Below are 23116 nucleotides of genomic sequence, written 5' to 3' on the forward strand. Positions count from 1 at the left end.
CATCAAGGAATCATTCCTTCTCTCACAATATCTACCAAAATCGGTTTCAATCCGCTGACGAAACATTCCACCGCAATCACCATCAGAATCAATCCCATGAGGCGCATCATTACATTGTTTCCCGTCTCACCCAATACGTTTACCAATTTCGTAGAAGCACGAAGAATAAAGAAAGTCAGCAGGTAAATCAGGGCAATAGTGCCGATCAAAATTCCCTTCATTTCATAAGAATGTGCATCCTGCATCAAGACAATAGCATTGGCAATCGCTCCGGGACCGCATAACATAGGAATGCCAAGAGGAGTAATAGAGATATCATCCGCATACGTTTTGATTTCTTCATCTTTCAGTTTCATCGGTGTATAACGGGCTTGAAGCATATCAAAGCCGATCTTGAAGATAATCACCCCACCGGCAATACGGAAGCCATTGGTAGAAATACCGAAAAACTTAAAAAGAAACTGCCCGGCAAAGACAAATACCATTATTGTAATAAACGACACAATGGTGGCGCGACGTACGATAGACTGACGTTCCTTATCCGTCATACCATGGGTCATGGTAAGGAAGACAGGCATCGTTCCCAATGGGTTGGTCAATGTAAAGAATGAAGTGAAACAAAGTAAGGCAAAAGGCAGAAGCGTACTATCCATGATTATATCGTATTTTATGCAAAATTAAAACGCAACAAAAATACGACTTAATCCAGAAAACCTATAATAAATCCATTAATTCTTTCAAGGAATGTATGTGATAAGTGGGAAGAAAAGGGAAAGTAGTCCGTTCCGTCACATTGTAAAAAGCCTGATGCATCCCTACTCCGTGCGCTCCGGTTATATCCGCTTCCCAACTGTCACCAATCATCAAGGATTCGCGCAATTCGGATTGAGTGGCAGACAAGGCAAAATTGAATATCGCCGACCAAGGCTTCAACACTCCGAGATCTTCCGAAAGAATCACTTTTTTGAAATACCCGTCCACTCCTGCCGACCGCATCTTGCATGATTGCAATTCACGGAATCCATTGGAAAGGATATAGAGGTTATATTTAGGAGCAAGATATTCCAATACCTCCTTTGCATGAGGCATTAAAGTACTTTTAGTGGGAATAATCGCGAAAAAATCTTTCGAGAACTGTTCGGCAAGCGCTTCATCTTCCACTCCCACAGCCTGTAAAGGATAAAAGAAACGTTGACGGTTCAATTCATCTTTCGTTATTTTTCCTTCGCCGTACTCAATCCAAAGTTCGGTATTTCTTTGCTGATAAAGGGTATAATAATGATCGAACGAATCAAAATAACGGTCGAACGAATATTTCTGATATACTTCTTCAAAAGTATCACGGGCATTTTGAGAGAAAGCCCAAATGGTATCATCAAGATCAAAAAAGAGATTTTTATATTTCATCAGTAGTTATGCGTATATAGGAAATAAAAAAGCCAATGTGCTAAATTCTTGAATCCAGGAATCAGCACATTGGCAATTCAAAAAGGGATGTCTACCTTATTTTACCTGGATAACCAAGTATCTGGATACACTCCAGAATTCAGTAGGATTAGTAATCTTCAATGTCAACTGGCCTTTGTCATCTTTTACCAATTCATAAGAACCGGACGGATGAGTAGTCAGTAACTCAGCACGTTTAGAGTACAACTTGATTTCTTTGGTTGTACGGATATCGATTTGAGTGAAATAATCCTTATTGAAATCAGCGCTCTTCAATACGTCTCCGCTCTGAAGAATCTTTTGAGCTTTCAATTCAGATTTTGTACCGAATACGAACCAGGCAGCATTCAAGCTCTTTTCCTGTTCAGCAACGGTTTTAGCTTTCGCTTCGTTTTCTGCAGCCAACGTTTCTTTAGCAGCAGACAAGTCGCTGACAGCAGCATCCAATTCCTGGATACGGATATTCTTGGAAGCCAGTTCTGTTTGAAGTTCTTCGATACGTTGTTGTTTAGCGTTCAATTCAGCAGTCAAAGCGGCAACAGCTTTTTTCATCTGTGCAGAATTGTAATTACTGTTCTTCAACTGTGCCTGCAACTTTGCAATCTGCGCTTTGTTTTCTTCCATTTGTTTGGAGATGAATTCGATGTCAGAAGCAATCTGTTGCTTGGCGCTGGCAGAGTTTTCAGTGATGGTTCCACGTTGCAAGTCAACACGGCTTTCGGCAGCATTGATCTTACGGAAACCTTCCTGAACTTCATTGAAAGTACCCATCATATCATCCAGTTCAGCATTGCGCTGGTTCAGTTCCATCAAAAGAGAATCATTTTCAGCTTTCAGGTCTTTACTTCCACCTTTAAAGCTATCACACGAAGCTAACATGGCTACGCATACAAATAAAACAGCTAACTTTTTCATACGTTTACGTTTTACGTTTTTTAATGAAGTTATTTAATCATCTATTCCTGCTAATACTATCACAATCTCGCCCCGGGGTTCGGTGGCGGTAAAGTGTTCTATCAATTCAGCCAAACTGCCCCGAACTGTTTCTTCGTGGAGCTTGGATATTTCACGCGACACGGTTGCCTGACGTTCAGCACCGAAATATTCGGCAAACTGTGTTAACGTCTTCAACAGACGGTGGGGTGATTCATAAAACACCATCGTACGGTGTTCTTCCGCCAATGTCTTCAGTCGTGTCTGCCGTCCTTTCTTCTGGGGGAGAAACCCCTCGAAGCAGAACTTCTCGTTCGGCAATCCCGATGCAACGAGTGCCGGAACAAAAGCGGTTGCTCCCGGCAAGCACTGCACTTCAATGCCGTTGCGCACACATTCACGAACAACCAGAAATCCGGGATCGGAAATTCCAGGCGTTCCGGCATCCGAAATTAGTGCCACCGTTTCACCTGCCTTTATTCTATTAACAACACTTTCCACCGTTTTATGTTCATTAAATTTGTGGTGGGATTGCATTGCATTCTTTATTTCAAAGTGTTTCAACAAGATACCGGAAGTACGTGTATCCTCCGCCAAAATCAGATCGACCTCTTTCAGGACTTTGATAGCCCGAAAAGTCATGTCCTCCAGATTCCCTACCGGCGTAGGCACCACATATAGCTTTCCCATCTTGTTTTTGATTTATGCTGATTGATTAAAATATTTCTTTAGTAGCTCCAGAAAGTTGTTCACCGCCTCCTTTTCTTCATTCAATTCGACTTTCGAGGACAGAAATGCGACTGCAGTCTTGTAGGAACTCATTACTGATATCTGTTCGATAACCCGATTCATCAGATCAGTGTTGCCTCCGAACAGTTCACGAGAAAAACGGAAAGAATCATTCAAGCTGATAGCATGTCGCAAGCCGGCAGACAGTTTGAGACTTTCTCCCAACACAGCCGATTTAGGTTCTTCCTCTTTCACAACAGTTTCAACGACAGGTTCCTCAACAATTGCCGATTCCTCTTTTTTCCCTTCTTCTTCTTCTTCTTCTTCTTCTTCTTCTTCTTCTTCTTCTTCTTCTGCTGCTGCTGCTGTCTCTGCAGCTGCCGCTATTACGACAGGTTTCTCTTCCGCAACAATGGCTTCTCCTTCCTCATCTTCTTTCACAACAACCGATTCGAGAGATTGTATAATAACGGGGGAATCTTCTTCAGACCCGGCAACTTCATCCTCCTCTTCCACTGTCTCTTCCACAACTGACGGAGAAATTACCTGAACAGCATCCACCTCCTGCTGCAGTTCATCCAAACGTCCCTGCATCCGTGTAATGCTCCGCTTCAACAGTTCAGACAAAGTCGGAGTCGGCTCCTTGGTAAATGAATCCATGAGATACTTCAACTCATGAACATCCAACTCAATATCTGTTAATAGCTTCTGTTTCATGTCAGTCCATTGTTTATACGGTGCGAATGTAGGAATAATTTATGCAATAACTTAAAATAATGGATAATTTAACAGTTCTTGCACATTGAATTGCTTACCTTTGTCCACATATTTATTTAATCAAGAAAACACAAAATCTCATGGTATTATTTTCAGAAGACCACATACAGGAGACTAGAAGAAGAGGGCGGATCGAAGTAATCTGCGGTTCTATGTTCTCCGGAAAGACAGAGGAATTGATTCGCAGAATGAAGAGAGCGAAATTCGCGAAACAACGTGTCGAGATATTCAAACCTGCTATCGACACCCGTTATTCAGAAGAAGACGTAGTCTCTCACGACAGCCATTCTATCGCCTCCACTCCCATCGATTCGTCAGCCAGCATTTTACTGTTTACTTCTGAGATAGATGTAGTAGGTATTGATGAAGCACAGTTCTTCGACAGTGGTTTGATTGATGTATGCAACCAGCTTGCCAACAATGGAATCCGTGTTATCATTGCAGGATTGGATATGGACTTCAAAGGAAATCCGTTCGGACCTATGCCACAATTGTGCGCCATTGCCGATGAAGTCTCCAAAGTTCATGCGATCTGTGTGAAATGTGGTCAGCTGGCTTCTTTCTCACATCGTACAGTCAAGAATGAGAAACAGGTTCTTTTAGGCGAAACAGCCGAATATGAGCCTCTGTGCAGGGAATGTTATCTCCGTGCACGAGGGGAAGATGAGCAGAAAGTATAAACTCTATAAAAGAAACAGATTATGGAAAGGAAAAAGATAACATTCGACAGTTTTATACGCGGTTCCATCGGATGTGTGTTAGTTGTAGGAATATTAATGCTCGTGGAACGTCTTAGCGGAGTGTTATTACCTTTCTTTATTGCGTGGCTGATAGCTTATATGGTCTATCCGTTAGTCAAATTCTTCCAGTATAAGCTACGATTAAAAAGCCGCATTATTTCCATCTTCTGTTCCTTATTCCTCATTACGGTTATCGGAGTCACTTTATTCTACCTATTAGTGCCACCGATGATTTCGGAAATAGGCAGAATGAACGATTTGCTGGTGACTTACCTCACCAATGGAGCTGGAAACAATGTGCCTAAGAATCTTTCTGAATTTATCCACGAGAACATCGATCTTCAGGCGTTGAACCGTGTATTAAGTGAAGAGAATATCCTGGCGGCAATCAAGGATACCGTCCCCAGAGTGTGGACTTTGCTTGCAGAATCTCTCAACATTCTATTCAGCATCCTTGCCTCCTTCATTATATTATTATATGTAATCTTTATATTATTGGATTACGAAGCGATAGCTGAAGGATGGTTGCATCTGCTACCCAATAAATACCGTACGTTTGCCTCCAATCTGGTTCACGACGTACAGGATGGTATGAACAGATACTTCCGTGGACAGGCTTTGGTTGCTTTCTGCGTAGGCATTCTTTTCAGCATCGGTTTCCTGATTATCGATTTCCCCATGGCTATCGCTCTGGGACTTTTCATCGGAGCATTGAATATGGTTCCCTACTTGCAAATCATCGGTTTCCTTCCCACCATTTTATTGGCGATCCTCAAAGCTGCCGATACCGGACAGAACTTCTGGATTATCATTGCATGTGCATTAGCTGTCTTTGCAATCGTACAAATCATACAGGATACCTTCCTTGTCCCCAAAATCATGGGAAAGATTACCGGACTGAATCCTGCCATCATCCTTTTATCTCTTTCTATCTGGGGTTCATTAATGGGAATGCTCGGCATGATTATCGCCTTACCACTAACAACTTTGATGCTCTCCTACTACCAACGCTTTATTATCAACAAAGAAAAGATAAAATATGATGAAGTAGAAACTACTGATAATCAAGAAACAAGCCATAACGAGGAAAAATAATTGAAACTTTTTTCTACGGAATGCTTGCAAATTAAATAAAAGTAACTACCTTTGCACCCGCAATCAGGAAATAACTGATTCGCAAATAAGGATTGATTCGCTAGCTCAGCAGGTAGAGCACAACACTTTTAATGTTGGGGTCCTGGGTTCGAGCCCCAGGCGGATCACTGAAAACAAAAGAAAAATCAAGCAAATCCCTGATAATCAGACATTATCAGGGATTTCTTTTTTCTGGCAGGTAGCAGAAAATAGCCGTTTCAAGCATATTATCGGTGGATAAATCGTGGGACTAAAATTTAGTTCAAAAAAGTCCCACAAATTTGCATCTTTCTCACTGATTCATAGCATTTTGCATAGACTTACTTTGGAAGAGAATACATAGTTTTGTAACTTTAAAAACGATGTAAAAATGGCTCGAAAATCATTTTCTGTATTGTTCTTCATCAAGAAAGGCAAATTATTAAAGAACGGAGAAGCACCCGTGTGCATGAGAATCACCGTAAACGGCTGTATGGTAGATATTTCTATCAAAAGAAGCTGTCACGTAAATCTATGGAATCAGGCTAAAGAGAATTCAAAAGGTAAAGACCGTATGTCGGTGGAACTGAACCACTACTTAGAAATCACACGTTCCCACGTACACCAAATTTATAGAGAACTGGAAACTTCCGGTAAGGTTATCACTGTTGATCTTGTGAGAAAGTTGTTTTATGGTGTGGACGAAGATAACAAAACGCTATTGCAGGTATTCAGAGAACATAACGAACAAAGCCGTAAGCTAATCGGTAAGGACTTCGTAAGTAAGACCGTTCAACGGTATGAAACCACTACCCGATATTTGGAGGAATTCATCAAGAAAGAATATCAGCTATCGGATATTGCTCTGAATAACTTGGAAGCTAACTTTATTTCTAAGTTCGATGCTTTCTTGAAAATTGAAAAGGGTTGTGCGCAGAACTCGGCTATCACCCGACTAAAGAACTTGAAGAAGATTATTCGTATTGCTTTAGAAAACGACTGGATAAAGAAAGATCCGTTTGCTTACTACCGTTTCAAACTGGAAGAAACTGATCCTGAATTTCTGACAATGGACGAGATTAAGATCATTCTTGCCAAAGAGTTCACCATTAAACGAGTAGAACAGGTACGAGACGTTTTTGTCTTTTGCATTTTTACTGGCTTGGCGTTCAGCGATGTGAAAGACTTATCACCTGAACACTTAGTAAAAGACAACAAAGGGGAGCTTTGGATAAGAAAGAACCGCCAAAAGACCAAAATCATGTGTAACATTCCTGTGCTACCTGTGGCAGCTTCAATACTTGAAAAGTATAAAAATGTGGCAGAATGCACCGGAAAACTATTGCCTGTATTGAGCAATCAGCGCATGAACAGTTATTTGAAAGAAATTGCCGATGTGTGCGGAATTCATAAAAATCTTAGCACTCATACCGCCCGTCATAGCTATGCCACAAGCATTTGCCTTGCAAATGGCGTGAGTATGGAGAATGTTGCTAAGATGTTAGGTCATGCAGATACTAGTATAACAAAACACTATGCAAGGGTATTGGATCAGAATATTTTCAAGGATATGCAAAAAGTAAATAGCTGCCTGTCGGAATTGGCTATATAATAAAGATAGTAGCTAAAATTGGAAAAGGATTGGGAAGAATGAATTTCATTTTCTCAATCCTTTTCTTTTATAGTAAGTTTTCCAGAACTCAATATGAAGCATTGACAAAGGTAAGTTCCGTATTTAGCCTGTTCAAGTCCAAGCCTTCGGTTTAGATGAAAATCTTCCTCTCACTATGTTCGAGCGTATTTTCATCTAAAGACTTGCACAGACTAAATACTTCACTGGAAAAGTCAATGATTCAAATTAAATTCCGAAAAACAATGTTTTGGGCTTGGCAGGTTACTCTTTCCAACTTTCAAAGTAGTGTTTTTGGAGCAGTTTATCAATATCACTCTGACGGTAGATGATTTTACCTTTTATCTGGATAAAGGGGATTAGACCTGTATCTCTCCACTCTTGCAGGGTTCGCAAACTGACATTCAGTTTCTTGGAAACTTCATTATTAGAAAGCGTTCCCCGTTCAGGTGGGGCTTGTAATGCTTGACTATAGACTCAATGCCGTTCAGCATCGAATCAAGCGAAGAAATAAATTCTTTGACTTGTGGGGTATTTTTATTTATTAATTCCATGATTGAAAGATTGTTTTATTGAAATCTTGATTTCAAGATGGCTAGATAGCTGGCTAGTTACGCAGATAGTCACCCAAAGATGAAATGTTAAGTATATCTTTTGCCAGATCATAATCTACATAGAGCCGTTTGGATCCAGCAATAATAAAATACTGGCTACCATCTTGCTGTATCTCATAAGTAGCGGGTGAAGCCTGTTTAGTGGTTTCCGATACATATATAATAGAAAGAAGGTACTCTTTATCGCTCCGATAAATGATTATCGTAGGATTCAGATTAACGCTTTACCATGTGCCGACAATGGAAAACAGGTTGAAGGACGGGTAATCTTCTTTAGTTCTTTTCATAAGGCATAATTTGTTTGGGTGATTGATTTTGTGTTTCACTGTCCGCAATAATTCTTTCAATATCGGAAGACTTATAATAAATCTTGTTCCCAATTTGAGAATAAGCCAGCCGTCCACTGCTTCGGTAATATTGCAATATTCGTTTGCTAAAACCTAACAACAGGCACACTTCTTGACTATCCAGCCAGTTTTCTACTTTCTGGGTATGAGTGCTGCACAAACTTTCTATTCGTTTGGCAAACTCAATGAACCGCTCGCAGACATACGAAAAGGTTCTCTTTTCAATGGTTACTACTTCCATACTTTTAATTTTTAATGGCTTATAAAACGTGTTGATTCTATTTTCATCGGCAAATGAAAGAAGAATCAAGAGACGTTTTAAAAACTGTCTGGAAGTGGTGAGATTTGACTATTGCTGGCTTCTTATTGAAATAAGAAAACAGATAAATAGTATATATGTTATCGCTGAAATATATTAGATTAAGAATAGATACGCATCATATTGCCTTATTACTTTTTCTGAAACTTGAAGGACTACAGCCTTTGTTTTTTCTAAAGAATTTACTCAAATGGCTTTCATCGGTAAATCCTAGTTCTTCGGCAATCTCATTTATTCTCATTTGACTATGTAACAATCTGCTTTCGACCAATTTTAGTTTATAGCTTAATATGTATTGCTGCATTGTTTCGTTGGTGTGCTTTTTTATATAACGTCCCAAGTAACTTTCAGATATACCAAAATGCTGACTGATTTCTTTTGCTCTAATTTTACCTGTTTGATAGATATTTGCTTGGATATATTGAAGAATATCGAGAGACTTATCATCTGAACATTCATCGACTTGTTGAGGTAAAAACATAGCTATATTTCTTGCCACAACTATAATTATAGTATTTATCAACTGTGTGATAATCTCTTTACTATACAGATTCCTATTTACATACTCGCGAATAATTGCTTCAATCATTGGTTTCACTAATAGCTTATCCACCTTATTTCTAAGGATGCAACCCGGTTGATGATTTGCATGTTGCAAAATAAATTCTAATCTCTGAATATTCTCTGAACCAAATATGGCTGAATGTATATAGATGTCATTAAACTTGATATTAATGAATTTTGTAGTTGTGTGAATCTCAAAGGAATGAGAATCATTTGGAGTTATCAAGAACAAGTGTCCATCATGATATGGGAACATATTATTGTTAATCCATTGAATACCTGTTCCTGTTAAGATGTAGACTAGTTCAAAAAAAGTATGCTCATGCTCAGTTAATAACGATTCATTATGCTCGTTAAAGCTGATCTCAAATGGTTGATGAAGATTTTCTTTTTTCATACCTCAAATATAACACATAAAGCGGAATTATACCAATATAGCGAAAATATATACCTATATTTGAAATATAATAGGTATAACTTTGCCATAAATCAAAATTAGATTACTTATGAACTTTTTAGAACTATCAAAACAACGTTATTCAGCAAGAAACTATTCTTCTGATATGATTGAGCAAGAAAAACTCGACTACATTTTAGAATGTGCCCGTTTTGCTCCTTCTGCTGTAAACTATCAATCTTGGCACTTTTTTGTCGTAAAAAGTAATAAACCCAAACTACTGATTCAACAATCCTATCCACGTGAATGGTTTACCGAAGCTCCACTCTATATTGTAGTTTGTGCTGACAATTCAATATCTTGGGTGAGAAAATCAGACAATAAGAACCATGCAGATATTGATGCAGCAATAGCGACTGAACATATTTGTTTAGCCGCAGCTGAACAAGGATTAGGTAGCTGCTGGGTATGTAATTTCGATCCTGATATGCTAAAGGATAATCTTCATTTATCTCCCAATATGTACCCTGTGGCAATTATTTCATTAGGTTATGTAAAACAACCACCTGAAAAATCATCTAAAAGAAAAGATATAACCGAAATAGTTTCAATCTTATAAAAATGTAACAATTATGAAAACAGAAATGGAAAAATGTCTGGCTGGTGAATGGTATGATTGTCATAACCAAGTTTTCTTGGATTTAAAAACCCGAACACATAAGTTATTGATGAAATATAATTCATTACCTTATGAGGATAAAGAAGAAAAACACAGCTTGCTAAAAAAGATGCTAGGTAGTATCGGAATGAAAGTTTCGGTTGCCAGTCCATTTATTTGTGATTATGGCTGCAATATACATATAGGGGATAATGTTACTGTAAATACCGGTTGTACCTTTGTGGATTGTAATAAAATCACTATCGGAAGTAATGTTCTTATTGCCCCTAATGTTCAGCTTTATACAGCAACTCACCCTATTGATTTAGATGAACGGCTAGCGCCTGTTGAAACAGAAGATGGAATAAAACGAGTTCGCCGCACTTACGCTTTGCCTATTACAATTGAGGATGGATGCTGGATTGGTGGAGGTGTAATAATCCTTCCCGGAATAACAATTGGGTACGGTAGTGTAATTGGATCAGGTAGTGTTGTTACAAAAGATATTCCGGCAAATAGTTTAGCTGTTGGAAATCCATGTAAAGTGATACGTCAAATCAATCAAACTAAGAAACTATGATAAAATTGGTCGCTTTTGATTTGGATGGTACAATTGCCGATACAATCCCAATGTGTATCGAAGCCTTTAAGCAGGCAGTATCTCCCTATGCATCAAAAATATTGTCAAAAGATGATATTGTGAAAACATTCGGACTTAATGAAGAGGGAATGATTAAAGAGGTCGTTTCAGAAGATTGGGAAAAAGCTCTGGTTGATTTTTATGTGATATACAAAGAAATGCACACAGTCTACATTCAACCATTTGTGGGGATAAGAGAATTGATAACAGAGTTGAAGGAGAACTCAATTATTGTATCTTTGATAACAGGTAAAGGTCAAAGGAGTTGTAATATTACGCTTCACCATTTTGAAATGGAAGCTCTTTTCGACAGTATTTCAATCGGATCGCCAGATAGAAACACAAAAGCGGAATCAATGGCGGAACTAATGTCAAAATATAATATCCAACCAGCAGAAATGGTATATGTTGGAGATGAATTTTCCGATATTACCGCTTGTAGTAAAGTTGGAATACAATGCTTATCTGCTGCATGGATAGCCTCACTCTCAAAAATGAAGAAATTAGAAAAGGAAAATCAAGGATATGTGTTTAGTTCTATCAAATCACTTCATTCTTTTCTAAAGAAAGAAGCTCATTTAGTTTAGATTCATATTCGTAGATTGATTTTAGTATTTTCTGGCATAATGGATATTTATTGGTAATATAAAAGCATGAAATCAGACGTTAAGTCTTTCTATATAATACTTACCATTAAAATTATGCTTATGAATGTATTGTTAAACATGAGGATGTTCAGACTATTCTCTGAAACCTCACAAGAAGTAACTAATAGTGAAATGCAAGAAGCCTATGGCGAATTTGTTGAACAGATTAGAACTATAAGTAATGGAAATGATTATTCAACTACTTATCGAATTCTTGCAGCTACCCGTATCGAGATAGCTTTACTTGAAACAATACCTCTTTACGGGCAGGGGGAAAAATGCGCTTAAAAAGCTGTTCATACAAAAGGCACAGGCTACTGTTACCGCAGAAATGGAACTGCTGAATCTAAAAATTCAGTACCCCAGCCAATTTCAAAATAGAATAAACAGCCTTCCACCTTCACCACTCTATTTGACCGACAATACCAACCTAGTTGAAATCATGGAGTTGATTAGTGGACTATTCCTATCACAAAGAGTAGTAACCCATGCCGGAACAAAATCACCATTAACAGAAATTGGGAGAGCATTTGAACACCTCTTTAATATCAAATTAGGAGATGTTCACAAGAAACACGAAAGCGTCATAAAGCGCAAGCCATCTAAAGTAACTGAATTTTTAGATACACTTCGCAAAGCTATTGCCGAAGAAAGTAAAAAGAAAGGCTATCTATAAATCAGGAACTTACCAACAATTGTTAGGGGAGTAGATATACTACACCCCTAACTTATTTGCATCCATTTACCGTACTTTGCTTCATCAATCGATTGAAAATAATAATGTTGAACTAAAAAATGAAGCAAAATGTATATAGACAATGAAAACTTTGAGAAGTGGATGGAAAAGCTATCCAAAAAACTCACTGAAATCGGACAAGACTTGAAATCACTCATCAATACTGATACGGTACTAGATGATAATGAGAAGATTCTCGATAATCAAGATTTAGCTTTTCTCCTGAAAGTATCTTTCCGAACTCTTCAACGCTACAGAGTAAATAATCAACTTCCTTATTTCACTATCGGAAGGAAAATTTATTATCGGGCTGTAGATATTCGAGCTTTTGTTCGTGAACGTGCCGATTCTCAAACCTACAAACGGTTTGAAAAAGACAATCAGTTGACAAATCAGCCCTGATAGCAAAACGCAGTAGAGGGAAGAAGCCTGTGTGCGGGCTATTTCTTTGTGTTGTCACCTCGATTTAACAGAAACTGTTTCACCTAGCGATTCAGCCCGTTTCGCTTAATCGAGCAAGAGGGAACTGGACAAGTCCTGTTCTCCCTCTTGCCCTGCGGGGCAAAGCCTTTGGCTTTAGCGTGTTACAAGAACACGCTGTAATGACACCTGTAATAAGCATTTTCTTTGTAATGCTTATTATCAGGTATTTATCTATTCATATTTCTATAAAAAAGTAATTACCATGCCAAACAACAGTCGGAAAACGATATTCACTACCATTTCCATAGACAAGGAAACGGCAGTTTTGGTAGAGAAGATATGCAAACGCTATTCACTGAAAAAGAGCGAAGTTGCAAAGTTGGCGTTCGGGTATATAGATAAGGCACATATCAATCCATCCGAAGCACCTGAATCTGTAAAATCGGAACTAGCGAAAATAAATAAGAGACAGGATGATATCATCCGCTTTATCCGTCACTATGAGGAAGAGCAACTGAATCCCATGATACGGGCAACAAATTCTATTGCTTTGCGTTTCGATGCTATCGGTAAAACTTTGGAAACTCTTATTCTCTCTCAACTGGAAGCCAGTAAGGAGAGACAAACAGCCGTGCTGAAAAAGTTAAGCGAACAGTTCGGCAATCATGCCGATGTGATAAACAACCAATCGAAACAGATTAACGCACTCTACCAGATACACCAACGGGATTATAAAAAGTTGCTTCACCTGATACAACTCTATTCAGAACTTTCTGCTTGTGGGGTGATGGATAGCAAAAGGAAAGAGAACCTAAAAGCGGAAATCATTAATCTGGTAAACACATAGAGTCATGCACATAGATTTCGCTCCACCATCGAAGGGTACATATAATAATGCTGGCAGTAGCTGGCAGTTAGCCAATTATTTAGAACATGAGGATTTAGAACGAATGGAAAAGGGTATCTATACAGAAGGCTTTTTTAATCTGACAGATGATAACATCTACAAATCAATGGTCATAAAAGATATAGATAGTAATATTGGACAACTTCTAAAAACAGATGCTAAGTTTTATGCTATCCATGTCAGCCCATCGGAAAAGGAACTTCGGGCAATGGGAAACACTGAACAGGAGAAAGTCGAAGCCATGAAACGGTATATCCGAGAGGTGTTTATTCCTGAATATGCCAAAAACTTCAACAAAGAACTATCCGCTTCGGATATAAAGTTCTTTGGTAAAATTCATTTTGATCGTAATCGTTCAGATAATAGACTGAATATGCACTGTCATTTGATTGTGAGCCGTAAAGACCAAGCCAATAAACAGAAGCTATCACCCCTTACTAATCATAAGAATACTAAGAGAGGAATAATTAAAGGAGGTTTTGACCGTATAAATCTGTTCCAACAAGCGGAACAAGGCTTTGATAAATTATTTGGCTACGACCGCCAACAAGCCGAATCGTTCGACTATCACAACACGATGAAGAACAGTTCTATATTTGAACAGCTTGCTATCCAAGAGCAACAATTTACTGGGGAAAAGAAAAGTGAGGTTCAACAATCTGGTGAAAAAGTAAACAAGATTTCTTGCAATCTTGATAGCAAGGAAGATAATAAACATTCTTACATTCAGCAAAATAACAGTAGTGATGATTCTCTATTATCTATCTTCTCATTGGGAGATGGCAATAATTACAATGCAACATCGGCAGAGGAATTACAGGCACAGAAACGCAAAAGGAAAAAGAAAAAAGGAATTAGACGATGATTGAATATGAAGAACTAAGAAATGATATAGACCACTACCTAATAATACTTTTCGAATATCATAAAGTGTCTATTTATTTAAAATTGAAAGGATAAAAACGTTTTCTCTAGTTGCCTCATATTCATCCGATTGAGTTTTAGTAAAAAACGGATAGAATATAATATGCAATTTCTCTGGTTCTTGACTATGATAGCTCTAAAGTATGAATTCAAGCATATAGGAATTGAATGCAGCAATACCAAAAGGAGTACATTCGCAAAGAAGATCGGTTCTTGTTCCGTGAATGAAAAGAACCATCAAAAAGGCTTATTTTTCAAAGAAAGGTATATACCAAGAAAAAAGCATTATCTACAGTATTTAAAACAATGCCAAATATTTTGTGCAATAATTTTGCTTTATCATCTTATTTTAGTTAATTTGTATTCTATCAAAGAAGTAAGTGTAATGAAACAGAAAAGAATTCAAACGATAAATGCTATATTAGATCAGGATTTAGAAGCATTGTTAAAACAAACAGATAAATATGAGGATCTAGTCAATGGGCGGATCTTGTGTGAAAACTGTAAAAAAGTAATTGCAATTGAAAATATCGGTATAGTTCTGCCTGATATACAAAATGACACTATGAAGTTAAGGTTTTATTGCGATGATATTGATTGTATTCAGAAATACTATTTAGAAAATGGAAGAGGCTGAAATATACAATGATATTAGAACTATTCTAACATCTTTAGGACTGCCAATAATAGCAGTTATTGCTATAGTTATAGCATTCTTTTTCCCTGATAGAATTAAAATATGGGTAGGAGTTTTTCAATACCATATAGGTAGAATATGTGTTGGCGTTAGAAAAAGCTCTATAAAAAACCGCCTAGAAGGAGCTTGCACTCATTCTTTAAAAAAATTAGGAAAAGAATTACCCGACTTGGAGATTCCAGAATTATCTATTAAATGGGTAAAAGAAGATAATTTACAAGCAAAACTTAAGGAAGGTAAAGCTATTGTTAAACTACGTTTTTCGGACGATCAAACGCGAAACATAATTAATGCAGCAACTGTATACGTAAAAGAAGCTTTTCTTATACACTCAAAGCCTTACATGAGTGAAAATTTTGTAAAGGCAATGGATTTTTCTATCACAAAAAAAATATTGTTAGGAGTTCATAATAATAAACGAAATGTTATTAGCGAATTCATAAAAGAATATGCACTGGATCTTAATTCAATACAAGACAAATGTTCCCAGATTGAAGTTATCGATGATGCAGGATTATTTACTAGAATATTAATTCGAGAATTAGATTTTTTTGGAAATAAATTAATAGGTAGAAACCCTTCGGATGATTACAAAAATGAATCAGACAAATTTCTATCATTTCTGCATGAAATTACAACTAGAGATGCTGATGATCTTACCCCATTACAATTTGTGGAAAATATTCTAAAAGTAGGAGTATTACTTGTTGCAAAGAAAGATACTTATTATCAACATGGATTACACCCATATTTAAGACGTATAAAATTAGGATTAGCAAGAGGTATAAAAACATTTTATTTATTGGCAAGAGAAGACAAAGTTGAGATATTAGAAAGCGTAGCTAAAGAACTTCTACTTACTGGAAATTTTATTCTGATAAATAATCCTAGAAGTTTCAGTGATTCTTATAATCGTGAAGTTATTTGTTATTGTCTTAGAATAGATACTGAAAGCTCCTTGACTTCTACATACAGAGAAATTTCTCTAGCTTTGGACAGCAAAGACAAAATGCAGGGAGTTGTGACAAAGTTGAGGGAAGATGGTCTTAAAGTTGATGTTAATGGAGTAGAAGGGTTTGTCCAAATAAGAAATTTGAGTGCTTCAAAAATATCAGATATAAGAAAATATTTCAAGGAAAAAATGCTTATCGAGTTAATTCCCATAGAAATAGGTAGTACTGGAATTGTCGAATTCACTCTAATAAATACTTGCAGTGATCCTAATAACTTAATTAATGCTAATTTTGAAATAGGAAGAACTATATCAGCCAAAGTAAAATACTGCGATGATGATTTTGTAAAATTTGATGTGGGACATGAAAAAATAGAAGGCATTTCATTTAGGAAAGATTTAACATATAGCCGATTCTCATTACTCCATAAGCAATATGAATTAGGTACAGAACATGATTTTATTGTTAAAAACAACGATTTTGAAAATAATACGATATATCTTAGATTAAAGCAGTTAAAAGATCCTTGGGATTCATTGACGATTAGAAAGTTTAGTCAAGTAAACTTCTTAGTATGTAGAAAAGTAAATTATGCATTTATTGGAGAACTCCAAGAGGGGATAGAAGGAATACTTGCTTACAAAGAATTGTCTTGGTTTAGTTCTGAAATTGAAGTTATTAAAAACTCTATAAAGTTAAATAATAATGTAGATTGCGTTGTAAAAGACATAGACAAGGAAAAGCGTATCATTTATTTAACATTAAAAGACAGACAGAATAATCCTTATTTTGAATATCTTGATACCAATAGAAATAAGGTTGTCGAGTTCTTTGCAATTGAGGAAACCATATATGGTATTTTGGGAAGTATTGAAAGCAAGTATCAAGTTTTCATTCCTAAAAATGAACAGTCTTGGAATGGAGATAAATATAATTGCAAGATTGGGAAAAAGAACAAGGTTGTAATTAAAGAATTATCCAATCGAGGTGATTCCTTAATCGGTACATTTAGGCCATTAATTCCTCATCCATTAGCACTATTTTCAAATAAGTTCGATGTTGGACAAATATTAAAACCACTAAAAGTACTCAATACCTATAATTGGGGAGCAACCTTTATTATTAGTATTGGACATAAAAAGTTTGAAGCCCTCTTGTTTAAGGGAGATATTAGTAATCTATGTTTTATAAAATCTTGTATTGGGATTTTTGATAATATTGATAAAATTCCGTTAGCTATAAAGGAAATAGACTTAGATAAAAATAGAGTAATATTAAGTCTAAAGGAGGTATTGAAAAATAATCTACAAAGAAGTAGAGAGTGTAAATATGCAAACGAATATGAATCGATTATTATTGGCAGCAATAATCAGGGTTATGTTGTTTTACTTAAAGGTCTATGGATTGAGGCTATATTAGAATCTACACAAACTTATGAGACAGGGAAAATACTTACTCTTAGACCAGCGAGATTATCAGATGAGATCATTATTTTGACAGATGAATAGTTTAAGGAGAAGAATGTCGTACTTAGAGTTTCATAATCCTTAAATCTTCTTATCTTCTCTTATATTGCACAATTCTCTTTTAATACTTTGCATACTCATTAGAAAAGACTATTTTTGCTTTCAGTATTCTCCGTGAGCAAACTACCGCAAAAGCAAGTAGCAAATTAGTGGGATAATTCATGGGATATGCTTGAAGCAAGAAATATAAAGTTTTAAATATCAGTGTGGTAACTCCGTTTGGAGAATCCCAGGCGGATCACCAAGAAAATCCCTTGATAATCTATGATTATCGGGGGATTTTTCTTAAAAAGACTTTCAATCCTACTCTCACAAAACTTTGCTAGTAATTTATAACATCACAATCTTTTATTACATATCTATTGATCTTGTTAGTTTCAATAGAAGGTTGTACCTTTGCCATCATTTTATCAGTTAATATTTTACACAAATGACCTTTATACACAATTTATTTCTCATTCCGGGACGTGGAATAGGCCAAGTGATGTTTCAGAATAATGCGTTATCTGGATTATTAATGCTAATTGGAATATTTCTAAACTCATGGCAAATGGGAATACTAGCAATTTGCGGTAATATAATAAGTACACTGACAGCCTATTTCTCGGGATATAAACATGATGATATTAAAAATGGATTATATGGATTTAATGGAACTTTAGTAGGTATAGCAGTTGGCGTATTTCTTCAATTATCAGTAGGAAGTTTAACCATGCTGACTATCGCTTCGGCCCTTTCCACATGGATTGCCTATTTTTTCAGTCGACAACGTTTGCTCCCTGGCTTTACTGCTCCTTTCATTCTTGCTGTATGGGGAATGTTGGGAGTTTGTAGCTGGCTTATATCAGATTTACTACCTGCTTCCGATACGGTTATTGATACCACACAGAATATTAATTATTTCCAAGCCTTCTGTTTAGGCATAGGGCAAGTCATGTTTCAGGGAAATACAGTTCTAGCCGGATTACTTTTTCTTATAGGCATTTTGATCAATTCTCGAAAGGCAACTCTCTATACTATCTTAGGAGCACTTCTTCCTATTCCTCTAGCTATTTTGCTAGAAGTAGATGCTACAAACTTAAATGCCGGATTAATGGGGTATAATGGTGTATTATGTGCCATAGCTTTAGGAGGAACGACATGGAAAAGTGGAGTATGGGCAGGATGCTCAGTCTTATTGTCCACTGCATTACAGATCCTAGGAATGGGATTGGGTATCATTACCTTAACCGCTCCTTTTGTTATATCTGTATGGATTATAATAATGATACAGAAAGCAATGAGGACACAGAATAAATAAAAGACTATTTGTACTATTTGTTACTAGTGAAAATATCAAATAATCTCGGAGTGTTATACTTGGCAGGAGCTTCCTATATTATTTTGAATGAGTATAAAATATTACCACATTTAAGCCGAAAGACAAGCGTACATTAGTCCAATGAGTGTAATGTAAGAAACTATCATATCACTTTTTTAGCTGAATTTAATTATATTGTTATAGAAAATAGCAAAGTGAATTAACCTTCTTACTCATATAAAGTGATATAAACAATTTCCCGCATAATAAATGAACCATCATACATTCATACTTAATGTTTAGATTTAGAATATCTATTAAACTCCAAATAAAAGCAAATCACCACAACAACTTCAATAAATAAAGTTATATATTTTTTCAACATAAATATATTGATTAAATATACCCTATATCAATATTATTCTTTCAAAATATACACTCAATAATTTTTTATTATCATCTATATAATATATATTTGCAATAAAAAGTAACCATAAATTACAATAGCTATGAAAACAAAATTTAAAGATCTCCTAAAAGGCATTTTTTTAACATCTGTAGCTTCACTTATTTCATCTAACGAAGCCAATGCTATATCTTATGACCTTTCAAGAATAAGTGATGACAACAACATTGAACAAGGAAAAAAGAATGATCTCTCACAGAAATATATACTTAAAATCCATAACGACAACTTATTTCTAATAGCAGGACATAGAAGCCATCGCTCGCACTCTTCACATAGATCTCATTCTTCACACAGATCTAGTAGCTATGGAAGCTATAGTGGTTCTTCAACTACTACAAGCTCCAGCACTTCAACCTATAACACTAATACAACGACTAGTACAAAAACTACTTACTCATTAGGAGAAAGAAATATTATTAGTGGTGTTTCAGGTAAAGATGTTGCAGAATTAGCTAATAAATTAGTTAAGATAAGATATATAATAAAGTCAGACATAGAAAAGAATTATTCTGGAGATGTCAAATACTCTATTAGACTAGAAAATGCTATTAAGAAATTTCAAAAGGATCATAATCAAGTTGTAGACGGTATTGTTGGAAAGAAAACAATTGAAGCTATTAACAAACAAATAGAACAAATAAATCGTGAAACAGTAAATACGGACGTTCAAAAATATAATTTAGGAGACCGCATACTTAAAAAACAAATGCAAGGGTACGATGTAACCCAACTTAAAAACATCCTAATCGACAAAGGATATTTATCTGGAAAACTACTCAAGGGAACCTCTCTTTTTGATGAAGAAACAGAAAAAGCCGTTATCAAATTCCAAAAATCAATAGGAATAGATGCTGATGGCATTGTAGAAACCCAAACAGTATATTTTTTAAAAAAGTAATATTCAATTATGATTAAAGCTGAATTAAGGTCAGAAAACACATTTTGTTTTACAATCAATGCCTCTATATTCAATGAGCGTGTATTGACCAAAGCATTATATTGGTATACAGAATCATTTATTATTTATTGGAATGAAAACAAAGATAATTTATTTGAAATAACTTTGGAACTTAAACCAAGTGCAAACAAGATATACACATTTGAATATGTAACCCATAAATTTAATCAAGATTTAATTGATTATAAAAACAGAGATTTGATTACTAATGAAACTAAAGATATTCGTAACATCTTATATGTAAAAGCTTTTGCTAACAACGATGATTTTGAGGATTTTAATTTAGCATCGGAATAATGAATCACTACTATTTATTACCATTCCGCTTCGAAAGAATCAAGGAACAGGAATTACTCGTCAATGAATTGGGTGATTTCATTTTCGTGCCAACAGGCACTACAGAACGAATCATCAAACGCCAACTTAGCAATCAAGAGGATCTTTACAAGGATTTAGTTGCTAACTTCTTTATCTCTGAAAGTCCTATCCCAGAGCTAATAGACAATATAGCAACACGACTAAGAACTAAAAAGGCCTTTCTCGATTCATTTACATCACTACACATTTTTGTCTTAACTTTAAGATGTAATCAAAATTGTATTTATTGTCAGGCTTCAAGCAAGGAAAGCTGTGAAGCTATCTATGACATGAAAGAAGAACATCTTTTCAAAGCCATAGATTTGATGTTTCAAAGCCCATCGCACTCCATTACAATGGAATTTCAAGGTGGAGAACCATCCCTACCTTTCCAACTACTACAGAAAGCAGTAAAAAGAACTGTTGCATTAAATCAAGAATTTAAGAAACAAATAACATATGTTTTATGCACAAACTCCATCAACCTAACAGATGAAATACTATCATTTTGCAAAGAATATAATATACTTATCTCAACTTCCTTAGATGGTCCAGCTTTCATTCATAATCATAACCGAGGAAAAGCTGATAGCTATAACCGTGTAATAGAAGGAATTAACAAAGCTAGGAATTATTTAGGAACAGACAGAATATCAGCACTAATGACCACATCAGAGTTGTCAATAAATCATCCCAAAGAGATTATTGACAATTATTTGTCGAATGGTTTTAATAATATATTTCTTCGCCCCCTAAATCCTTATGGATTAGCCCTTAACAATACAAATTGGGAAACATATTTCGATAATTTCATAAAATTCTATAAATCCGCATTGAACTATATTATTGACATAAATATTCAAGGTCGATTCTTTGTTGAAGAATTCACCTCCATATTATTACGTAAAATACTTACTCCTTTTACAACAGGTTTTGTTGATTTACAATCTCCCTCTGGAATCATCAATAGTGTTATTGTTTATAATTACGATGGTTATGTATATGCATCTGATGAATCAAGGATGTTAGCAGAATATAATGATAACACATTCAAGTTAGGACACATTACAGATAAATATGAAAGTCTTTTTTATGGAAGAAAGGCTCAACAAATAGCCCTAATTTGGGGAACTGAATTTATTGCAGGATGTGCCGATTGCGCTTTTCAATCTTACTGTGGAGCTGACCCTGTACGAAACTACTCTGCCCAAAATGACATGTATGGCTTTCGTCCTACTTCTTCTTTGTGCAAAAAACACAAAGCAATTATCACCTATATATTCTACTTAATTCAAAATGAATATGATAGGGTTATGCCAATATTCAAACAATGGATCAATAGAAATGAAAATGAATTTTGATATAAATTCCAATGATAATTCACTGTTCGTTACCTCACAATGTAATAACAGATGTTTAATGTGTGCACAACCACCATTAAACAGGGATGACATCGATTCCTTTTGGAACAAAAGCATCAAACTAATAGACAATGCTCCCAACGGATTAACTAATATAGGGATCACTGGCGGAGAACCAACGCTGTTGCAAGAAAAATTAATACACTTAGTTGAATATATAAAACTTCGTTATCCAGAAAGTCTAATACATATACTTACTAATGGGAGAGCCTTTTCAGACATTCGCTATACCATGAAATTTAAAGAAATTTCCAATCTTTTATTTGGCATTCCATTACACTCTGACTTTTCAATAGACCACGATACCATAACACAAGTAAAGGGTTCTTATACAGAAACAATGAAAGGATTATATAATCTCGCAAGTATAGGGGCAGACATAGAATTGCGTATAGTCATTAACAAAATGAATTACCAAAGATTACCCCAATTATCTGAATTTATATGGAAGAATCTACCATTTGTTGCATACATATCATTCATGGGACTAGAAGACACTGGTTATTCGATCAAAAATCACAATAAAGTTTGGATCGACCCGATTGATTATCAAAAAGAGCTTGAAAAGGCAGTTGTAAATTTAGCAGAATGGAAACTAGATGTTTCTATTTTCAACATTCCTATTTGTTTACTAAAACCATCATTATACAAATTCGCAAAAAAATCGATTTCTGATTGGAAAGTCTGCTATATAGATGCTTGTTCTAAATGTTCTAAAAAGCATGAATGCTGCGGTCTATTCTCAACATCCAAAATACAAAGTCCCAGTATAAAACCCATATAATAAAACAAAAAACGAGCTATACTTACATATAGAACTAGAATATTTGATTCAACGTATCAATACAAAAATAAAAGTTTTTATCAGTTTTACCCTCATACTCTCACCCT

General features: G+C 35.7%; 25 protein-coding genes, 1 tRNA gene and 2 pseudogenes. 19 read left to right on the plus strand and 9 right to left on the minus strand.

All coding sequences use genetic code 11. The features are described from left to right. Positions 1–2 precede the first annotated feature (2 nt). From NQ505_RS00600 to NQ505_RS00620, 5 genes are all read right to left on the minus strand, one after another. Positions 3–653, minus strand: a complete 651-nt coding sequence (locus NQ505_RS00600) for a MarC family protein (RefSeq protein ID WP_008998970.1) — start codon at positions 651–653, stop codon at positions 3–5. A 61-nt stretch (positions 654–714) separates the two neighbouring features. Then, positions 715–1407, minus strand: coding sequence for a YjjG family noncanonical pyrimidine nucleotidase (locus NQ505_RS00605; RefSeq protein WP_008998971.1), 693 nt, complete (start codon positions 1405–1407; stop codon positions 715–717). 96 nt (positions 1408–1503) lie between these two features. Then, a complete protein-coding gene (locus NQ505_RS00610; RefSeq protein WP_004299178.1) occupies positions 1504–2361 on the minus strand; it encodes a hypothetical protein in 858 nt (285 codons plus the stop codon). Positions 2362–2394: 33 nt separating this feature from the next. After that, positions 2395–3069, minus strand: a complete 675-nt coding sequence (rsmI, locus tag NQ505_RS00615) for a 16S rRNA (cytidine(1402)-2'-O)-methyltransferase (RefSeq protein ID WP_004299177.1) — start codon at positions 3067–3069, stop codon at positions 2395–2397. A gap of 12 nt (positions 3070–3081) precedes the next feature. After that, positions 3082–3825 (minus strand): hypothetical protein, encoded by a 744-nt coding sequence (locus NQ505_RS00620; RefSeq protein WP_008998972.1) that lies wholly within the window; start codon positions 3823–3825, stop codon positions 3082–3084. A 140-nt stretch (positions 3826–3965) separates the two neighbouring features. On the opposite strand from NQ505_RS00620, the gene NQ505_RS00625 reads away from it, so the two are divergent. From NQ505_RS00625 to NQ505_RS00640, 4 genes are all read left to right on the plus strand, one after another. After that, the gene (locus NQ505_RS00625) at positions 3966–4565 is read left to right on the plus strand and encodes a thymidine kinase (RefSeq protein WP_004299175.1); all 600 of its coding nucleotides are present in this window, start codon (positions 3966–3968) and stop codon (positions 4563–4565) included. A 21-nt stretch (positions 4566–4586) separates the two neighbouring features. Continuing rightward, complete coding sequence (locus NQ505_RS00630; RefSeq protein ID WP_004306487.1) at positions 4587–5720, plus strand: AI-2E family transporter; 1134 nt, start codon at positions 4587–4589, stop codon at positions 5718–5720. 94 nt (positions 5721–5814) lie between these two features. Further along, positions 5815–5887, plus strand: a tRNA-Lys gene (locus tag NQ505_RS00635). 242 nt (positions 5888–6129) lie between these two features. Then, positions 6130–7350: a site-specific integrase gene (locus tag NQ505_RS00640; protein WP_008998973.1), complete on the plus strand. Its 1221-nt coding sequence runs from the start codon at positions 6130–6132 to the stop codon at positions 7348–7350. A gap of 282 nt (positions 7351–7632) precedes the next feature. On the opposite strand, the pseudogene NQ505_RS00645 reads toward NQ505_RS00640, so the two are convergent. The 4 genes and pseudogenes from NQ505_RS00645 to NQ505_RS00660 all read right to left on the minus strand — a co-directional run bounded on the left by NQ505_RS00645 (position 7633) and on the right by NQ505_RS00660 (position 9609). Next, positions 7633–7922: pseudogene (locus NQ505_RS00645) on the minus strand (helix-turn-helix domain-containing protein). Between the two features lie 53 nt (positions 7923–7975). Then, positions 7976–8269, minus strand: a pseudogene (locus tag NQ505_RS00650) (DUF3876 domain-containing protein). Beyond that, a complete protein-coding gene (locus NQ505_RS00655) occupies positions 8256–8570 on the minus strand; it encodes a helix-turn-helix domain-containing protein (protein ID WP_008998974.1) in 315 nt (104 codons plus the stop codon). The pseudogene NQ505_RS00650 and the gene NQ505_RS00655 overlap by 14 nt, the downstream one beginning before the upstream one ends. A gap of 196 nt (positions 8571–8766) precedes the next feature. After that, a complete protein-coding gene (locus NQ505_RS00660; RefSeq protein WP_008998975.1) occupies positions 8767–9609 on the minus strand; it encodes a helix-turn-helix domain-containing protein in 843 nt (280 codons plus the stop codon). 109 nt (positions 9610–9718) lie between these two features. On the opposite strand from NQ505_RS00660, the gene NQ505_RS00665 reads away from it, so the two are divergent. From NQ505_RS00665 to hxsC, 15 genes are all read left to right on the plus strand, one after another. Beyond that, positions 9719–10228 (plus strand): nitroreductase family protein, encoded by a 510-nt coding sequence (locus tag NQ505_RS00665; protein WP_008998976.1) that lies wholly within the window; start codon positions 9719–9721, stop codon positions 10226–10228. Between the two features lie 13 nt (positions 10229–10241). Continuing rightward, complete coding sequence (locus NQ505_RS00670; RefSeq protein ID WP_008998977.1) at positions 10242–10847, plus strand: sugar O-acetyltransferase; 606 nt, start codon at positions 10242–10244, stop codon at positions 10845–10847. After that, entirely contained in the window at positions 10844–11494 is a 651-nt protein-coding gene (locus NQ505_RS00675; RefSeq protein WP_008998978.1) for an HAD family hydrolase, read from the plus strand. The genes NQ505_RS00670 and NQ505_RS00675 overlap by 4 nt, the downstream gene beginning before the upstream one ends. A 66-nt stretch (positions 11495–11560) precedes the next feature. Next, positions 11561–11842, plus strand: a complete 282-nt coding sequence (locus tag NQ505_RS00680) for a hypothetical protein (RefSeq protein ID WP_032853501.1) — start codon at positions 11561–11563, stop codon at positions 11840–11842. Next, on the plus strand, positions 11799–12230 hold the full coding sequence (locus tag NQ505_RS00685; protein ID WP_085938537.1) for an RteC domain-containing protein: 432 nt from the start codon (positions 11799–11801) through the stop codon (positions 12228–12230). Before NQ505_RS00680 ends, NQ505_RS00685 begins: the two co-directional genes overlap by 44 nt. Positions 12231–12359: 129 nt before the next feature. Next, positions 12360–12692, plus strand: a complete 333-nt coding sequence (locus NQ505_RS00690; protein WP_008998980.1) for a helix-turn-helix domain-containing protein — start codon at positions 12360–12362, stop codon at positions 12690–12692. Positions 12693–12975: 283 nt separating this feature from the next. Beyond that, complete coding sequence (locus NQ505_RS00695) at positions 12976–13560, plus strand: BfmA/BtgA family mobilization protein (protein ID WP_008998981.1); 585 nt, start codon at positions 12976–12978, stop codon at positions 13558–13560. 4 nt (positions 13561–13564) lie between these two features. Next, complete coding sequence (locus NQ505_RS00700) at positions 13565–14485, plus strand: DUF5712 family protein (protein WP_008998982.1); 921 nt, start codon at positions 13565–13567, stop codon at positions 14483–14485. Positions 14486–14929: 444 nt separating this feature from the next. After that, positions 14930–15181, plus strand: a complete 252-nt coding sequence (locus NQ505_RS00710) for a hypothetical protein (RefSeq protein ID WP_154396242.1) — start codon at positions 14930–14932, stop codon at positions 15179–15181. Next, a complete protein-coding gene (locus tag NQ505_RS00715) occupies positions 15168–17702 on the plus strand; it encodes a hypothetical protein (protein ID WP_008998984.1) in 2535 nt (844 codons plus the stop codon). Before NQ505_RS00710 ends, NQ505_RS00715 begins: the two co-directional genes overlap by 14 nt. 448 nt (positions 17703–18150) lie before the next feature. Next, positions 18151–19020 (plus strand): urea transporter, encoded by an 870-nt coding sequence (locus NQ505_RS00720; RefSeq protein ID WP_008998985.1) that lies wholly within the window; start codon positions 18151–18153, stop codon positions 19018–19020. Positions 19021–19529: 509 nt separating this feature from the next. Continuing rightward, complete coding sequence (locus NQ505_RS00725) at positions 19530–20387, plus strand: peptidoglycan-binding domain-containing protein (RefSeq protein ID WP_008998987.1); 858 nt, start codon at positions 19530–19532, stop codon at positions 20385–20387. Positions 20388–20396: 9 nt separating this feature from the next. Next, a complete protein-coding gene (gene hxsD, locus NQ505_RS00730; RefSeq protein WP_008998988.1) occupies positions 20397–20744 on the plus strand; it encodes a His-Xaa-Ser system protein HxsD in 348 nt (115 codons plus the stop codon). Next, positions 20744–22165: a His-Xaa-Ser system radical SAM maturase HxsB gene (gene hxsB, locus NQ505_RS00735; RefSeq protein WP_259826741.1), complete on the plus strand. Its 1422-nt coding sequence runs from the start codon at positions 20744–20746 to the stop codon at positions 22163–22165. The genes hxsD and hxsB overlap by 1 nt, the downstream gene beginning before the upstream one ends. Further along, the gene (gene hxsC / locus NQ505_RS00740) at positions 22149–23009 is read left to right on the plus strand and encodes a His-Xaa-Ser system radical SAM maturase HxsC (RefSeq protein ID WP_232293001.1); all 861 of its coding nucleotides are present in this window, start codon (positions 22149–22151) and stop codon (positions 23007–23009) included. The genes hxsB and hxsC overlap by 17 nt, the downstream gene beginning before the upstream one ends. Positions 23010–23116: the final 107 nt, after the last annotated feature.

Source organism: Bacteroides sp. D2, from assembly GCF_025147085.1.
GTDB lineage: Bacteria > Bacteroidota > Bacteroidia > Bacteroidales > Bacteroidaceae > Bacteroides.

What these genes read in the sequence shown, in the direction of transcription:
- NQ505_RS00600 (WP_008998970.1), bottom strand. Translation starts at nt 653, where the DNA reads ATGGATAGTACGCTTCTGCCTTTTGCCTTACTTTGTTTCACTTCATTC.
- NQ505_RS00605 (WP_008998971.1), bottom strand. Translation starts at nt 1,407, where the DNA reads ATGAAATATAAAAATCTCTTTTTTGATCTTGATGATACCATTTGGGCT.
- NQ505_RS00610 (WP_004299178.1), bottom strand. Translation starts at nt 2,361, where the DNA reads ATGAAAAAGTTAGCTGTTTTATTTGTATGCGTAGCCATGTTAGCTTCG.
- rsmI (WP_004299177.1), bottom strand. Translation starts at nt 3,069, where the DNA reads ATGGGAAAGCTATATGTGGTGCCTACGCCGGTAGGGAATCTGGAGGAC.
- NQ505_RS00620 (WP_008998972.1), bottom strand. Translation starts at nt 3,825, where the DNA reads ATGAAACAGAAGCTATTAACAGATATTGAGTTGGATGTTCATGAGTTG.
- NQ505_RS00625 (WP_004299175.1), top strand. Translation starts at nt 3,966, where the DNA reads ATGGTATTATTTTCAGAAGACCACATACAGGAGACTAGAAGAAGAGGG.
- NQ505_RS00630 (WP_004306487.1), top strand. Translation starts at nt 4,587, where the DNA reads ATGGAAAGGAAAAAGATAACATTCGACAGTTTTATACGCGGTTCCATC.
- NQ505_RS00640 (WP_008998973.1), top strand. Translation starts at nt 6,130, where the DNA reads ATGGCTCGAAAATCATTTTCTGTATTGTTCTTCATCAAGAAAGGCAAA.
- NQ505_RS00655 (WP_008998974.1), bottom strand. Translation starts at nt 8,570, where the DNA reads ATGGAAGTAGTAACCATTGAAAAGAGAACCTTTTCGTATGTCTGCGAG.
- NQ505_RS00660 (WP_008998975.1), bottom strand. Translation starts at nt 9,609, where the DNA reads ATGAAAAAAGAAAATCTTCATCAACCATTTGAGATCAGCTTTAACGAG.
- NQ505_RS00665 (WP_008998976.1), top strand. Translation starts at nt 9,719, where the DNA reads ATGAACTTTTTAGAACTATCAAAACAACGTTATTCAGCAAGAAACTAT.
- NQ505_RS00670 (WP_008998977.1), top strand. Translation starts at nt 10,242, where the DNA reads ATGAAAACAGAAATGGAAAAATGTCTGGCTGGTGAATGGTATGATTGT.
- NQ505_RS00675 (WP_008998978.1), top strand. Translation starts at nt 10,844, where the DNA reads ATGATAAAATTGGTCGCTTTTGATTTGGATGGTACAATTGCCGATACA.
- NQ505_RS00680 (WP_032853501.1), top strand. Translation starts at nt 11,561, where the DNA reads ATGAAATCAGACGTTAAGTCTTTCTATATAATACTTACCATTAAAATT.
- NQ505_RS00690 (WP_008998980.1), top strand. Translation starts at nt 12,360, where the DNA reads ATGTATATAGACAATGAAAACTTTGAGAAGTGGATGGAAAAGCTATCC.
- NQ505_RS00695 (WP_008998981.1), top strand. Translation starts at nt 12,976, where the DNA reads ATGCCAAACAACAGTCGGAAAACGATATTCACTACCATTTCCATAGAC.
- NQ505_RS00700 (WP_008998982.1), top strand. Translation starts at nt 13,565, where the DNA reads ATGCACATAGATTTCGCTCCACCATCGAAGGGTACATATAATAATGCT.
- NQ505_RS00710 (WP_154396242.1), top strand. Translation starts at nt 14,930, where the DNA reads ATGAAACAGAAAAGAATTCAAACGATAAATGCTATATTAGATCAGGAT.
- NQ505_RS00715 (WP_008998984.1), top strand. Translation starts at nt 15,168, where the DNA reads ATGGAAGAGGCTGAAATATACAATGATATTAGAACTATTCTAACATCT.
- NQ505_RS00720 (WP_008998985.1), top strand. Translation starts at nt 18,151, where the DNA reads ATGACCTTTATACACAATTTATTTCTCATTCCGGGACGTGGAATAGGC.
- NQ505_RS00725 (WP_008998987.1), top strand. Translation starts at nt 19,530, where the DNA reads ATGAAAACAAAATTTAAAGATCTCCTAAAAGGCATTTTTTTAACATCT.
- hxsD (WP_008998988.1), top strand. Translation starts at nt 20,397, where the DNA reads ATGATTAAAGCTGAATTAAGGTCAGAAAACACATTTTGTTTTACAATC.
- hxsB (WP_259826741.1), top strand. Translation starts at nt 20,744, where the DNA reads ATGAATCACTACTATTTATTACCATTCCGCTTCGAAAGAATCAAGGAA.
- hxsC (WP_232293001.1), top strand. Translation starts at nt 22,149, where the DNA reads ATGAAAATGAATTTTGATATAAATTCCAATGATAATTCACTGTTCGTT.